The 13,175-nt window shown below is 50.1% G+C and carries 21 protein-coding genes; 15 read left to right on the top strand and 6 right to left on the bottom strand.

The window, feature by feature from the left end:
- Positions 1 to 391 precede the first annotated feature (391 nt).
- Together HRU73_RS00715 and HRU73_RS00710 are read left to right on the top strand one after the other, a co-directional pair.
- The gene (locus HRU73_RS00715; protein ID WP_276818291.1) at positions 392 to 847 is read left to right on the top strand and encodes an Xre family toxin-antitoxin system antitoxin; all 456 of its coding nucleotides are present in this window, start codon (positions 392 to 394) and stop codon (positions 845 to 847) included.
- Positions 847 to 1,305: an RES family NAD+ phosphorylase gene (locus tag HRU73_RS00710; RefSeq protein ID WP_287399054.1), complete on the top strand. Its 459-nt coding sequence runs from the start codon at positions 847 to 849 to the stop codon at positions 1,303 to 1,305. The genes HRU73_RS00715 and HRU73_RS00710 overlap by 1 nt, the downstream gene beginning before the upstream one ends.
- Positions 1,306 to 1,426: 121 nt before the next feature.
- Here the strand turns inward: HRU73_RS00710 and HRU73_RS00705 are convergent, their stop codons facing one another.
- Both HRU73_RS00705 and HRU73_RS00700 read right to left on the bottom strand, forming a co-directional pair.
- Positions 1,427 to 1,750 carry an addiction module protein gene (locus tag HRU73_RS00705; RefSeq protein ID WP_287399053.1) on the bottom strand — a complete coding sequence of 108 codons (324 nt, stop codon included), beginning with the start codon at positions 1,748 to 1,750 and terminating at the stop codon, positions 1,427 to 1,429.
- 41 nt (positions 1,751 to 1,791) lie between these two features.
- Complete coding sequence (locus HRU73_RS00700) at positions 1,792 to 2,847, bottom strand: Fic family protein (protein WP_287399052.1); 1,056 nt, start codon at positions 2,845 to 2,847, stop codon at positions 1,792 to 1,794.
- A 202-nt stretch (positions 2,848 to 3,049) separates the two neighbouring features.
- Between HRU73_RS00700 and HRU73_RS00695 the strand changes: the two genes are divergently transcribed.
- The 8 genes from HRU73_RS00695 to HRU73_RS00665 all read left to right on the top strand — a co-directional run bounded on the left by HRU73_RS00695 (position 3,050) and on the right by HRU73_RS00665 (position 6,647).
- On the top strand, positions 3,050 to 3,466 hold the full coding sequence (locus HRU73_RS00695; RefSeq protein ID WP_287399051.1) for a DUF6088 family protein: 417 nt from the start codon (positions 3,050 to 3,052) through the stop codon (positions 3,464 to 3,466).
- Positions 3,447 to 4,370, top strand: a complete 924-nt coding sequence (locus HRU73_RS00690; protein ID WP_287399050.1) for a nucleotidyl transferase AbiEii/AbiGii toxin family protein — start codon at positions 3,447 to 3,449, stop codon at positions 4,368 to 4,370. Before HRU73_RS00695 ends, HRU73_RS00690 begins: the two co-directional genes overlap by 20 nt.
- A gap of 176 nt (positions 4,371 to 4,546) precedes the next feature.
- Positions 4,547 to 4,771, top strand: coding sequence for a type II toxin-antitoxin system RelE/ParE family toxin (locus tag HRU73_RS00685; protein WP_287399048.1), 225 nt, complete (start codon positions 4,547 to 4,549; stop codon positions 4,769 to 4,771).
- A complete protein-coding gene (locus HRU73_RS00680; protein ID WP_287399046.1) occupies positions 4,764 to 5,093 on the top strand; it encodes an addiction module antidote protein in 330 nt (109 codons plus the stop codon). The genes HRU73_RS00685 and HRU73_RS00680 overlap by 8 nt, the downstream gene beginning before the upstream one ends.
- 275 nt (positions 5,094 to 5,368) lie before the next feature.
- Positions 5,369 to 5,626, top strand: a complete 258-nt coding sequence (locus HRU73_RS00675; protein ID WP_011112617.1) for a type II toxin-antitoxin system Phd/YefM family antitoxin — start codon at positions 5,369 to 5,371, stop codon at positions 5,624 to 5,626.
- Between the two features lie 5 nt (positions 5,627 to 5,631).
- Positions 5,632 to 6,048 carry a type II toxin-antitoxin system VapC family toxin gene (locus HRU73_RS00670; RefSeq protein ID WP_287399044.1) on the top strand — a complete coding sequence of 139 codons (417 nt, stop codon included), beginning with the start codon at positions 5,632 to 5,634 and terminating at the stop codon, positions 6,046 to 6,048.
- Between the two features lie 198 nt (positions 6,049 to 6,246).
- A complete protein-coding gene (locus HRU73_RS13345) occupies positions 6,247 to 6,399 on the top strand; it encodes a FitA-like ribbon-helix-helix domain-containing protein (protein ID WP_502709315.1) in 153 nt (50 codons plus the stop codon).
- A gap of 71 nt (positions 6,400 to 6,470) precedes the next feature.
- Positions 6,471 to 6,647 (top strand): hypothetical protein, encoded by a 177-nt coding sequence (locus HRU73_RS00665; RefSeq protein ID WP_287399043.1) that lies wholly within the window; start codon positions 6,471 to 6,473, stop codon positions 6,645 to 6,647.
- 31 nt (positions 6,648 to 6,678) lie between these two features.
- On the opposite strand, the gene HRU73_RS00660 is transcribed toward HRU73_RS00665, so the two are convergent.
- The 3 genes from HRU73_RS00660 to HRU73_RS00650 are packed head-to-tail and all read right to left on the bottom strand — an operon-like array spanning position 6,679 to position 7,323.
- The gene (locus HRU73_RS00660) at positions 6,679 to 6,978 is read right to left on the bottom strand and encodes a type II toxin-antitoxin system RelE/ParE family toxin (protein ID WP_287399042.1); all 300 of its coding nucleotides are present in this window, start codon (positions 6,976 to 6,978) and stop codon (positions 6,679 to 6,681) included.
- Complete coding sequence (locus HRU73_RS00655; RefSeq protein WP_281871647.1) at positions 6,975 to 7,220, bottom strand: type II toxin-antitoxin system Phd/YefM family antitoxin; 246 nt, start codon at positions 7,218 to 7,220, stop codon at positions 6,975 to 6,977. The genes HRU73_RS00660 and HRU73_RS00655 overlap by 4 nt, the downstream gene beginning before the upstream one ends.
- On the bottom strand, positions 7,201 to 7,323 hold the full coding sequence (locus tag HRU73_RS00650; protein ID WP_287399041.1) for a hypothetical protein: 123 nt from the start codon (positions 7,321 to 7,323) through the stop codon (positions 7,201 to 7,203). Before HRU73_RS00650 ends, HRU73_RS00655 begins: the two co-directional genes overlap by 20 nt.
- A 289-nt stretch (positions 7,324 to 7,612) precedes the next feature.
- Between HRU73_RS00650 and HRU73_RS00645 the strand changes: the two genes are divergently transcribed.
- The 5 genes from HRU73_RS00645 (at position 7,613) to HRU73_RS00625 (ending at position 12,224) form a co-directional block, all read left to right on the top strand.
- Positions 7,613 to 8,044 carry a hypothetical protein gene (locus tag HRU73_RS00645; protein WP_502709301.1) on the top strand — a complete coding sequence of 144 codons (432 nt, stop codon included), beginning with the start codon at positions 7,613 to 7,615 and terminating at the stop codon, positions 8,042 to 8,044.
- The gene (locus HRU73_RS00640) at positions 8,026 to 8,244 is read left to right on the top strand and encodes a hypothetical protein (protein WP_287399040.1); all 219 of its coding nucleotides are present in this window, start codon (positions 8,026 to 8,028) and stop codon (positions 8,242 to 8,244) included. The genes HRU73_RS00645 and HRU73_RS00640 overlap by 19 nt, the downstream gene beginning before the upstream one ends.
- 196 nt (positions 8,245 to 8,440) lie before the next feature.
- The gene (locus HRU73_RS00635; protein WP_287399039.1) at positions 8,441 to 9,589 is read left to right on the top strand and encodes a Fic family protein; all 1,149 of its coding nucleotides are present in this window, start codon (positions 8,441 to 8,443) and stop codon (positions 9,587 to 9,589) included.
- 164 nt (positions 9,590 to 9,753) lie between these two features.
- Complete coding sequence (locus tag HRU73_RS00630; RefSeq protein ID WP_276818295.1) at positions 9,754 to 10,380, top strand: phosphoribosyltransferase; 627 nt, start codon at positions 9,754 to 9,756, stop codon at positions 10,378 to 10,380.
- A gap of 293 nt (positions 10,381 to 10,673) precedes the next feature.
- The gene (locus HRU73_RS00625) at positions 10,674 to 12,224 is read left to right on the top strand and encodes a PD-(D/E)XK nuclease domain-containing ATP-binding protein (protein WP_287399038.1); all 1,551 of its coding nucleotides are present in this window, start codon (positions 10,674 to 10,676) and stop codon (positions 12,222 to 12,224) included.
- Positions 12,225 to 12,311: 87 nt separating this feature from the next.
- Here the strand turns inward: HRU73_RS00625 and nadC are convergent, their stop codons facing one another.
- Positions 12,312 to 13,166: a carboxylating nicotinate-nucleotide diphosphorylase gene (gene nadC / locus HRU73_RS00620; RefSeq protein WP_011112624.1), complete on the bottom strand. Its 855-nt coding sequence runs from the start codon at positions 13,164 to 13,166 to the stop codon at positions 12,312 to 12,314.
- Positions 13,167 to 13,175: the final 9 nt, after the last annotated feature.

Here is a 13,175-nt window from a genome sequence, read left to right as displayed (position 1 = left end):
TACACAGCACATCGTAAAACTGACAAAAATGAAGAGGCTACGGGGATTGTCGTCGTCGAACCCACGGCTAGCCATTGCCCTGGCCATAGGAGAAAAGCACAGGCCAATAGATGCTACATTTCGATCACCATGCTACCGTATTCCTTGCGCCAGGTGTGTAGCGCCTGACAATCTCGGCCACTGTATCCTTGTCCGTTTCCGCAGGCCGGACGATCTGTTCATCACTGTATTGCATCTTCTTCATACGCCTTTCTCTCGTCAAGATGACATTGTCTCAAGTTCCCTTAAATCGAAAAAGGCTGGTCACAGGCCACTTTGAATAGAATCCTTATCTTTATCAATGATATGATCTTTTGAGTGTAAGTATTTAATCATTTGATGGTGTCAAATAATGAACATTGGGCGAAAACAAGCCAAACAAAAGGAAATATCATCCGGACATTCTTTCCTGGAATGGGGCATGACGATCCTGAAAATGCCTCCGGCTAAAAGGATTAAGATGGTGCGAGATGGAGTAAAAGTAACTCACTTAGTTGGTGCCGGGCGGTACTACGGTATATCTCAAGCAAAACTTTCAAAGTTACTGGGTATCTCTGATGCAACCATTACCAGAAAGATCAGATCAAGCGGAAAACTTGGTCCTTTGGAATCCGAAAGATTGGCACGAATTGCACTAATCGAGGCCGAAGCAGAAAAAGTTTTTGATTCTTCAGACCTGGCGAAGCGTTGGATGCTCGAATCTAATCTGGCTTTGGGCGAATCCCCTCTATCGTTACTTGATACTGATATGGGTGCTGATGAAGTAAGGAAAGTTTTGGCTTCCATTGCTTATGGAGGCGTTGCCTAGTGTTTGTCTGGAGAATTTCCAGAAAAGAATTTGCTCTGGACCGTACCGGATATGGAGCCAGCATAAAAGGTCAACATTGGAATAGTGCTGGCATACCAGCAATTTATGCTGGTCTCTCGCTGGAAATCGCTGCTATGGAGAAGCTGGTACATACAGGTTCGAATCTTCCACTGAATCTTGTGGTCGTCAAAATGACTTTGCCGGATGATAATAGCCTTTACAAAATTCCACCGCCTGATGCTTTACCAGATGGTTGGAGTGCCCTTCCCGGATCTCCAACTGCAGCTACCTATGGTGATTCTTTCTTACTCAATGGAAAATATCTCGGTTTAATTGTGCCATCAGCGGTAATTCCAGAGGCTCGAAACATAGTCATCAACCCAAATCATCCAATGATGAAAGAAGTTACGATTGAGATTATCCGTAATTTTACATTCGATTCCAGGCTTCGTTCATGACTGCTCTTTACTCTAAGATGTAACTCCATTGCGGCGACGAACTCTTCACCGAGACCGAAGCTTTGCAATTCATACCACTCTTGTGCTTCGCCAATTTCACGCAACGCTCACGAAGAGAATTTTAGGCGGAACGCCATGAGTCATCTTTAAGGCAGGATTTCACCTGCTCCCAAGAATAACCAGCTTCGGGGTTTGCCTCAAACTCTGCCATTCGTGCTTCGAGTTCAATTTTTAGTTCAGGCGAAATCTCCACGGCTTCAGGCACCGCTGCAATGCTGTCCCAGATAAGCTCAACAAGACGAATACGCTCTTGTATTGGAAGTTCAAGAATATCGGAAATAGAAATATTGTTCATGTCGGACATTGTACCCTTTTCAGAAAACACGCTAACGCAGGTGACCGCTAACGCTTGAATTAATCCGCGCCGCAAAGCGGTTTCGTTCAATTTCGGTATCAAGGGGTATATTTTGGTCTGGGGGCATTTCTTTACTTTCGATTCAATACATACCAGGTCGCTCTGGCCTTGCCATGACGTTGAATTCGTCCCATGGAAACCAGTTCTCTCAGGCGCACTTTAAGCGTATTCCGGTTTGCGCCTGTATGTTCCACCATCTCCGCGATAGAGAGCCGTTCGTGCTTTTTAAGCAATTCCAGGATCTGAATAGATAAAACGGACAAGGTTGTATCATCCGAAGCTTTCTCTTTTTCTATCTTGGCGGCAAGATTGGCTTTCTGTTTTTTCAGGCAGCGCAGGAAAAAACCAAGCCAAGGCTCCCAATCCGGGCTGTCTGTTTTTAGGGTGGTTTGTGTGCGCCGGAGTGCCTTGTAGTATAAATCCTTGTTATCCTCCACCACGCTTTCCAGAGAAGCATACGGCACATAGCTGTACCCGGCCCGAAGCAACATAAGCGTTGTCAGGATGCGTGACAGTCTGCCATTGCCATCCTGAAACGGGTGGATGGCCAGAAACACCACCACAAAGACCGCCACGATCAATAGCGGGTGAAAGCTGTTCTCCGTAATCGCTTTGTTGACCCATCGCACCAGTTCTTCCATTTTGCGCGGGGTATCGAAGGGCGTGGCCGTTTCAAAAACCACGCCAATTTCCTTGCCGTGCTCATCTATGGCAACAACGTGATTATCGATTTTCTTGTATTCCCCCCGGTGGCGTTCATCTTTATCGCTGTGCCGCAAGAGCGTTTGATGAAGTTGTCGGATATGGTTTTCGGTGATGGTCATATCCTCGTAAGCTTGGAAGACGATATCCATCGCCTCGGCATAGCCAACCACTTCCTGCTCGTCACGGGTCTTGAAGGACAGGGACGATAGATTGGACAACAGGGTTTCCACCTGCATATCTGTCAGCTTTGCTCCCTCGATCCGAGTAGACGAACCGATACTTTCAATGGTTGCCACCTTGCGAAGCTGGCGCAGCCGCTCCGGGGATAGATTTTTCAAAACTTCCCACTTGCCTTTAAATTCATCAATCTCGGCAATGAGCTTTAATAATTCTTGAGTAATGAGAATTCTGGGTTCTTGCATGAAAGTTTTCTATATCCGATTCTGTACCCGATCATACCCGATTACACCCGATTACACCCGATCTAACCGGTTAAAACATATTTATCAAACAGCTGAAAACTAAGGTTCCTCACCCTGATTAAGCTTGAATTTTGATACATAATGTCGTATGTTTGTAACAGGTATATGTCGTGTTTTTGTATATATAAATGGCTGACATAAAATGTCTAAATACGAAAGATTATCATATAAAGTATCTGCAAGAATAGCGAGGAAAAATAATGCTGTTTTTGTCCGTAAAGATTTTGAAGATTTAGGCGGATATGACCAGATTGGCCGTATACTGCGCCAGCTTGCGGCTGCCGGAAAACTCGTCAGAATTGGATATGGCCTCTATGCCAAGGCTAAACGTTCTGCCCTGACGGGAGAGGTTATACCCATTCTTCCTTTGCCAACCTTGGCTAAAGAAGCCTTGGAGCGTCTGGGTATTGAGATCGGTGTTTCGCAACTGGAAAAAAATTATAATGCGGGCATAACGACGCAGGTTCCTACCGGTCGTAAAATCGCTGTTAAAGGGCGAGTAAGCCGGAAGATCGGATATAACGGAGCCTATGTCAGTTATGAACGTGCGACCGGATAAAGACCTTCTCATCGAAGTGGCTGCCCTGAAAGGGATGAAAGAATCTTTCGTGGAGAAAGATTGGCTGGTCACACAGGTAATTCGCACTATCAGGGGGATCAATCAGGATGGATTTGAAGTCGTCTTTTCTGGTGGCACCGCCCTTTCAAAAGCCCATAACCTGCTTTTTCGATTTTCAGAAGATGTGGATTTCAGGCTTCTGGTGAATCCTGAGCTTCATACCCGCAAAAATCTTTCCAGCTTCAAATATACCGTTCTGGATGCCCTTCGTGCCGATGGCTTTGCCATAGAAGCCCATCATGTGAAAGCCAGAGATGAAAACCGCTTTTTTTCGATTGATCTGGAATATGAGACGGTCTTCCCGAGAGAGAACTCATTGCGTCCCCATATCCAGATTGAAATGACAGCACGGAATATCCAGCTCCCCCATATATCCCTGCCGGTCTCGTCATTTTTGAACGAATTGGCAAAGCACCCGCCGGAGGTGGTAGCCATAAGCTGCATTGATCCGGTCGAAAGTGCTGCTGACAAGCTGAGCGCCATTGCATGGCGCATTCCGGACAGAGTACGCGGGGGACAATATGACGATCCCTCCATTGTCCGGCATATTCATGATCTGGCTATTCTGAAAGACCGGGCGCTGGCCCATGCAGGGTTTGCAGGCTTGGTTGCAAAATCCATGCAGGAAGATAACAACCGCGCTAAAAACGACCTGTCTTTGGAAGGCATGGCTATGCCTCAGAAGCTGGACAAGATGCTGGATATTTTAATAACAGACAAAGCATATGCGGAAGAGTACAGGCGATTTGTCGAAGACGTTTCCTATGCGAAATCTAGTCAAACTCTCGATTTTGAGAATGCTATTCAGGCTGTCCAGGTACTTATAAAAGCTGTTTCTCAGTAAGAAAAGGCGGGAAGTTTCTTGGCCGCGCATCCCCCATCGCTCAACCCTACGTGGATTGGATGCGCGCCAAAGGGTATGTGCCATAGCCCCCTTGGCATCTATCAGGATGATAAAGGCAAGGAGCCTTTTACAGAGCAGCTCGATGGCTTGCGCGACCAAAGAGGCGTCGCTTCATTTTGAGATGCATCGGCAGACTGGAACAAGGGTTATATGGCGATTGTCGCCCGGTTGGTGAAGACGTGTCGGAACTGCGAATATTTTTCGGCCCCGGCTACCGGGTATATTTTGGTGAAGAGGCTGGTCATATGGTTATCCTGTTATGCGGTGGCGACAAGGACAGTCAAGACCGGGATATACAAGCTGCAAAAGAATATTGGAAGGAGTGCAGGGATCATGGCTAAACGAATATACCGACAATTCAGGGAAGTTGAGGAAGATTATTTCCGCAATCACCCGGAAGAAATCAATGCTTATCTTGACGAAATTTTCGATGAGTACGGAGAAGATCATGATTCAGCTTCCCTGCTGGCTTCGCTGCGCGTTATCGCCAAGGTAAAAGGCATAAGCCACATTGCTGAAAAGGCAGGGATGACGAGGCAGGGAATTCAACATGCCCTGTCCAGCAAAGGCAATCCCAGATTTGATAATGTCAATTCGATTATGAATGCGCTTGGCTATCGCTTGGTGCCAGAAAAACTCGATGATAATAACCAGCACACGTGAATCTGAATTCTCTGAAAAACTACCTGCGTTGCCATTTTTGCGTTAAAAGTCGGCTCATAATGCTCATTTATCATGTATAAACTCCGCTTTCTCGCCGATTTTTGCCTTGAACTGACTGCCTCGCTAACGTTTTTCAGAGGTTCCCTGGCTGCGAAGGCTATGCAGCGCCTGCAGAAAATGGTTAGCTCGCAGCGTACGTTACGGATTGACCCTATTCACCCGACAGGATAGACATAGTCATATGTCTAGTTATTTATACTTAATGGAGATTCCTGATGCATGTTTGGCCTGTTCAAGACGCCAAGGCTCGCTTTAGCGAGTTTCTGGATGCCTGCATAACCGAAGGACCCCAGATTGTTTCCCGCCGGGGCGCCGAAGAAGCGGTATTGGTGCCCATTGGAGAATGGCGGCGCTTGCAAGCGGCTGCACGCCCCTCGCTTAAGCAATTGTTGCTCTCTGACTCAGCCCGCACTGAGATGCTCGTTCCCGAGCGAGGTAAAGCCCGCCGGCGCCAAGTTGAACCCCTGCGGTGAACACAATGTATCTGCTGGATGCCAACGTTGTTTCAGAACTCCGCAAACCGCGCCCACATGGGGCTGTACTCGCCTGGATAAATTCCGTGGACGACGCCAGCCTACACCTGGCCACCGTAACGCTCGGTGAAATTCAGGCCGGCATTGAGTTAACTCGCGAACAAGATCCGGCCAAAGCAGCTGAAATTGAGTCTTGGCTGGACCTTGTGAGCGACTCTTACAACGTATTGGTCATGGACGGTCCAGCATTCCGCTGCTGGGCGAAGCTGACACATAAGAAGTCCAACACACTCATTGAAGATGCGATGATCGCGTCCATTGCCAAGATTCACGGTCTGACGGTGGTGACTCGTAATGTCTCTGACTTCTCGTCGTTCGGCGTCGGGATTTTCAATCCGTTCGAATTCAACGCGAATGCCTGAAATGCGGGCTAACGTCTGAGGCAACAGGTAGCCGAAGCGAAGGGCACCAACAAGCGCCAGTTTGCTGGCTGTCCTGTTGACTGAATTGTTAGATGCGATCACTCGAAATAGTCCTTTGCGTCACATCCTGTCACATTGTTTCTGGATCGCTTCCTGCTTCCCGCTTCATTTCATTCGCTGCCGCGATGACGAAGCGCACTGAAAAATATTCCGGATGATGTGTATGAACGGCTCAAAGTTGCCGCAGAAATGCACCGCCGCAGCCTCAACAGTGAAATCATTGTGTGCCTTGAGACTGTGCTTATGTCAACCAGAATCTCCCCCGGCGAGCGGCTGGAGCGTGCCCGTTAGCTATGGGCCGGGCTGAACCCTGAAAAATTTCAGGCATGCGATATCGACATCATGAAAAGGCAGGGGCGCCCATGATCGTCGTGGATTCAAATGTGCTGGCTCATTTTTATCTGCCTGTGGCCCCGAATACACCACCACTGCAGAAGCCTTGTTCGAACACGATCCTGATTGGGCAGTACCGGTTTTGTGGCGAAGTGAGTTTCAAAGCATTTTGGCTGGGTATCGCATTCGCACTTTCTGCGAGTTAAGTATAGTTCATCACATCCGGGTGCTTCGTTTTCAGCCATCTTCAGGTTCATGATCCGCAATATCTGGGGGGAGAAGATTTCCATTGCTTAAATTCTGTTCAATGTCCATGTTCTGATATGGGATACCGATAACCTCGATTACGCTTCCAGCCATGCGATAAAATATTACGTGGTTGCCCTCACTGAAACTGCGGTAGCCTTCCTTTATTTCATCTCTTGCTCGCCCAAGTATTGGATTGTCTGCCTGCGTTTTTCCCCATTGCTGGGTTGTGTATTGACGTATGTTGGTGATATCCGTTTTTGCTTCCGGTGAGAGGAGGTAGTGTTTCATTTCTCATTTAACAGTTCGGCAAAGAATGTTTCGCCTTCCACGCCTTCTCCCCTGTCCAGTTGCGCCTCACCTGCTGCCAGTTTTGCACGTAATCTTTCGAGTTTCATTTGCTGATATTCCTGCACTGACATGATCACGGCAACCGCCCGTCCATGTTTTTCGATGGTAAGCGGTTCCCGCTGCGCAGTGTCCAGCATTTCTCCAAATTTATTTTTTGCATCCTTAGCGGTAATGGCTTTCATTACGAGGCCCTCCTAAAAAGCCTATTATAGCCATAATAGCCACTCCTAGTGTTTTACTCCCATCAGTGAAAAATAGTTCGGCAAAAAATGCTTCGCTTTCCATACCTTTTCCTTTGTCTAATTGCTCTTCACCTACCCGCGGAAGTTATGATCCGGAGGGCTTTGATAGATACAAGTTGTCATAGTTGGCAAAGTATACAAAGGTGCCTAATCTATCCCCACTTTATTGGAGGGAGCTATCCATGACCAGGACGCTGGAATTCATTGCTGATCACTTGCCTAAGGAACCTCTGAAAAACGTCGACGAGGTAGTCAGTTCAAGGTAGAAATCGGCGAAAAAGCGGAGTTTATACGTAATAAATGAGCATTTTAAGCCGACTTTTAACGCAGAAATGGCAACGCAGGTAGTTTTTCAGAGGTTCCCTAAAGTAACATTGGAGGAAGTACGCCGTTTCTCCGATACTGTCGAGATTCGGGATGCTCAAGCCTTTGCAGCCGAACTGGAAGCGTTTGTGCAGGAACGTCTTGAATCAGTTGAACTCCCGCCATCCATGAAAATTCCACTTGAAATAGAGACGGTGGAACAAACCTTAGCCAGGAAAGCTGCAGCATTGCGTACTGATACCCGCCGGGTACCGGGTGAAACCAATATTCAGCGCGGTCGTGCTGTGCTGTTGGAGGCTTTCGGGGAATCGCACAACCTGCCACTACCTGATTTTGCCCGACTGGCAAACAAGTCACGTCAGCAGATCTATAAGGATATCAAGGCGCGCCGGTTGCGTTGGCCGAAGTCCGAAACCGGCTGGTGCGCGCAGTCGGTGTAATTGATAACCTGCAGCTGGCTGATCTCACAGCTGAAGGCATTATGGCAGGCTACTTTGGTTTGACCCTGGAGCAATTGGCCAACCGTGACTATACGCATACGCAGCGAGTATCCGCTCAGGTGTATGTGATGCTGGATGCCGATAACGTGCCGTTGTTCGAAAAGTTCGAATATCTGCCACCGCAAACAAATTTCAAATAGCGATAAGTAGTAGCTGATATGGCCACGAAGAAAACAACCAAATCCGCCACCAGCTGGGGTGTGGGTGACCGAGTTGGTCAAGCGCCTGCGACGGGTGAAGTGATGTGTCATGAGCGAATGAAAGCCATCTTTAATTGTTGTCAATTAAATTAAAGAATGCTTTAATCTTCAGGTGCACTACTAAAGGCCGCTTTCAATGACACGCACAACAGGGATCTACTCGATTTCCACGAATCCGGGCGAATCGGTGCGCGCATTCGTGCCCCATTCCCTGCCTCCGTCTGATCCAGATCTGTCACCCAAGATGTTCACCGACCTCAACCGGCAGGCCGAATTGGCGCTTGCGCGTTTGGCAGGCGTGTCCGGTTTGGCGCCATCAGTGGATTGGTTGTTGTACAGCGCCATCCGTAAGGAAGCCTTGCTCACGTCGCAGATTGAGGGCACGCAGGCCACACTGACCGACTTGTTCGATGAGGAAGCAGGCTTCAAAGTCAGTAATACCGATGGTGTGGAGGAGGTAACCAACTACCTTCGTGCTTTCCGCTGGACTCAGGAGCAGCTGCGCGATCCCAAAGGGCTGCCCATCAGTATGCGGCTACTATGCGAGGCGCACCGACGCCTGCTGGATGGTGTGCGCGGTGCTGGCAAGCAACCGGGCGAGTTGCGGCGGTCACAAAACTGGATCGGTGGCACACGGCCCGGCAACGCGGTTTTTGTACCGCCACCGCCGGAGCACGTTCCTGCGCTGCTGGCCGATATGGAGCGGTTCATCCACGGCACTGCGACCGATTTGCCACCCATGGTGAAGGTGGCACTCATCCACGCTCAATTTGAAACCATCCACCCCTTTCTCGATGGCAACGGGCGCATCGGACGGCTGCTGATCGCGGCCCTGTTCGAGCATTGGGAGTTGCTGACCGAGCCCCTGATGTATCTCAGTGGCTACCTCAAGCAACACCAGGCCGAGTACTACCGCCGCTTGTCGGCGATCCGCACTGACGGGGATTGGGAATCCTGGGTGACTTTCTTTCTGGAGGGGGTAGCAACCGCCGCTGGCGATGCGGAGAAAAATATCATTGAAGTCGCCAGCCTCATCGCTACAGACCGCAAACGCATGTTGCAATCCACCAAGGCCGGCCCTGCGAGCTACCGGCTTTTCGAAATGCTGCCGATGATGCCGCGCTTCACCATCGAACGCGTGCGCCGGCAACTCGATACCAGCTTCCCCACCGCAACTGCGGCCGTCAGGGTACTGGAAGATTTAGGCATCGTGACGGAGATGACCGGGCAGAAAAAGAACCGCAGCTACAGCTACCAGGCATACGTTGAACTGCTCTCCCGGTGACAAACACCCGCTCCTCATCTTCCTCACTGAGTTTCTCCGTCCAGCTTCTGTTTTTTATCTTTCCTGAACGCTTCCCACACGTTACCAGTGCAAAAAAGCAGCTATCGCTCACCGGCATCTGCCGGTGTAGGATATGGTCATCAATTGCTGCGAAGGAGGGAAAAATGTTCGAAGATCGTACCGCAGCCGCCATCCGGCTGGCAGAACAGCTCAAAATCTACCGGGGACAGAACCCGCTGGTACTGGCGATTCCACGCGGTGCGGTACCTATGTCCCGCATCATCGCAGACAAGCTGGGTGGTGAACTGGATGTCGTGCTGGTACGCAAGCTGCGCGCGCCCGGCAATCCGGAATTCGCGATTGGTGCCATCGATGAGAACGGGCAGGTTTATCTGGCCGGCCATGCTGCACAAAGCGGTGCCACTCCCGCATACATCGAAACCGAAAAGGCTGCCCAGCTCGAATTATTACGTGAACGGCGCCTGCGCTATACGCCCGTTCGCCCGCCTGCAGATCCGCATGACCGGATCGTGATCGTGGTGGACGATGGCCTGGCAACCGGTGCCACTATGATTGCGGCACTGCACACCGTGCGCAGCCGGCGGCCGCGCAAACTGATATGTGCTGTACCTGTTGCACCTGCCGGAACACTGGCTGACATCACGCCGCTTGCGGATGAGACCATCTGTCTGGAAACACCGGCAGTATTTTATTCAGTAGGCCAGTTTTATCATTCGTTTCCACAGATCGATGACGATCAGGTCATCGCGGCGCTGGGGACCGCTCCGTAAAAACGCATCGACAAATCGACTGCCTGGATGCCCCTGGTCAGGCTGCCGATCGAAACACGATCCACCCTCGTTTCGGCATACATTGTGCTCTGGAAGCAGTTCGTACTGGACACATCCCAACATTCCATGATCCGGTGGGGTGTGCTATCGTTCGTCAGCATGTGTGCAATCATCAGTCACGCCAGAAATGGCTATCTGTCACTTCTTTTTGCACCACGTCAGCACAAAAATCCTCATCGGAGCTGGAGTTTACCAAAGGTTCCAATCTTTTTACCTCACGATCTCGAGCGGTAATGACAAAAAAGCTACCTATTGGCATTCAGACCTTCCGCGAAATTCGCGAAGAATCGTATTACTACGTTGATAAAACTTCGTTTGCCCTGAAACTGGCAATGGAGGGAAAGTACTATTTTCTCTCCCGCCCGCGCCGGTTTGGTAAAAGCCTGTTTCTTGATACACTTGCCGAGCTTTTTGCCGGCAATGAAGCCTTATTCCACGGGCTTTACTGTCATGATCGGTGGGATTGGTCAGTCAGATATCCGATAATTCGTCTGAGCTTTGCCGAAGGGCGGCTGGAAAGCCGGGCGCAACTGGATAAGCGCATTTACTGGCTGCTGGAACAGAATCAGCAACGTCTGGGAGTGACTTGCAAACAAGAAAGTGATATCCCGGGCAGCTTTGCCGAGCTGCTGCAAAATGCTGAAGCAAAATATGGCCAGCGCTGTGTTGTTCTGGTCGATGAGTACGACAAACCGATTCTTGACAACATTACTGAACCGGAAATTGCGCGTGCCATGCGGGAGGGATTACGTAACCTGTATTCAGTCATCAAGGGACAGGATGCCCATATCAGATTCGCCTTTCTCACAGGGGTGTCAAAGTTCAGCAAGGTCAGTATTTTTTCAGGGCTGAACAATCTCAATGACATCACGATCGACGCTGATTATTCGGCCATTTGCGGCTACACCGATGAGGATGTGGATACCGTTTTCGCACCAGAATTGCCGGGGCTGGATCGTCAACAGATCCAGGACTGGTACAACGGTTATAACTGGACAGGTCAGCCGGTCTATAACCCGTTTGATCTGTTGCTGCTGTTTGATAAACGCGAGTTCCGTGCCTACTGGTTCGAAACGGGTACGCCGACTTTTCTGGTTGACTGGTTGATGCAACGAGGGTATTTCACGCCCAGCCTCAGCCGCCAGTATTCCAGTCTTGAGCTGCTTTCCGCTTTCGATGTTGACCATATTGAACCGGAAGCACTGTTGTTTCAAACCGGCTATACCACCCTTCAGGGTGTAGAGGAATATCTGCCGGGACAGCGCATTTACTGGCTGGGTTATCCCAATAAGGAAGTGCAAATCAGTCTGAACAATGCCCTGCTGCCAGCACTCGGGATTGAAGGCCAGAAGGTGCTGACCCATCGCATCAGGTTGCTTGAGTTATTGCGAGCCAATAATTTTGCCGGGTTGCAGCAGTTGTTTACCAGCTTCTTTGCCAGTATTCCGCACGACTGGTACCGCAACAACCCGATTGCGCAATACGAAGGCTATTACGCCAGCGTGTTTTACAGTCACTTTGCTGCGCTGGGGCTGGATATCGTGGTGGAGGATACGACCCATCATGGCCGCATTGATATGGCAGTTACATTTAACTCCAATGTTTATCTGTTCGAATTCAAGGTGGTGGAACTGGTGCCAGAAGGTCATGCCCTGGAACAACTCAAGACAAAAGGTTATGCAGAGAAATACAAAAGCCGTAATGAGCCGATTTACCTCATCGGTGCTGAATTCAGCAAGGACAGCCGCAGCGTGGTGGCTTTCGATGTAGAGCTGTTTGCGTGATTGAGCCCTTGCCCTTTTCACCAATCAATCTATAACGGACATATCCCATCATTTGATGAGATATGACAGCCAGCCGCTCATTTTTTATCACAATACCGCTTCATAAAAACGCATCGACAAATCGACTGCCCGGATATCCTTGGTCAGGCTGCCGATCGAAATACGATCCACTCCCGTTTCAGCTATCGCACGCACAGTATCGAGCGTGACGTTACCGGAAGCTTCAAGCACCGCCGGCCCACCCGGGAACTGCCGGTTAAAAGCAACCGCATCCCGCAAAGCGGGCAAATCGAAGTTATCCAGCAGAACCATGCGCGCTCCGGCAGACAGGGCCTGCATCAGCTCACCCTGTGTTTCCACTTCGATCTGGATGAACACTTCGGGAGGAGCGATTTCGATCGCCTTACGCAAGGCAGCCTCGATACTGCCGGCCGCAATGATATGGTTCTCCTTGATCAGGATACCGTCATAAAGACCCGTACGATGGTTGACCCCGCCTCCGCACCGCACGGCGTATTTCTGCGCGAGACGCAAGCCAGGCAGGGTTTTGCGGGTATCGACGATTTGCGTGCCAGTGCCTTCGATCGCCTCGACAAACTTGCGGGTACGTGTCGCCACTGCCGAAAGCATCTGCAGAAAATTCAGAGCAGTGCGTTCCCCAGTCAACAATGCCCGGGCATCTCCATCGAGTACGCATAACGTCTGGCCAGCGCTGGTTTGCTGCCCTTCGCTGACATGCCAGTCGATCCTGACAGAGGGCGACAGCTGGCGGAAGCTTTCATCGAACCACGGGATACCGCAGATGACGATGGCCTCCCGCACGATTACCTGCGCACTGAGGCATTTGCCGGGCGGGATGAGGGAAGCAGTCAGATCCCCTGTACCGATATCCTCACTCAATGCCAGGCGAACCTGGTTACTGATTGCTTCACTTTGCAACATGCTTCAAAC

The sequence above is a fragment of the Nitrosomonas sp. H1_AOB3 genome, from assembly GCF_015709435.1.
Taxonomy (GTDB): Bacteria; Pseudomonadota; Gammaproteobacteria; order Burkholderiales; family Nitrosomonadaceae; genus Nitrosomonas; species Nitrosomonas europaea.
The sequence above is the reverse complement of the archived record's forward strand: the minus strand, read 5'-3'. Positions and strand labels throughout refer to the sequence as shown.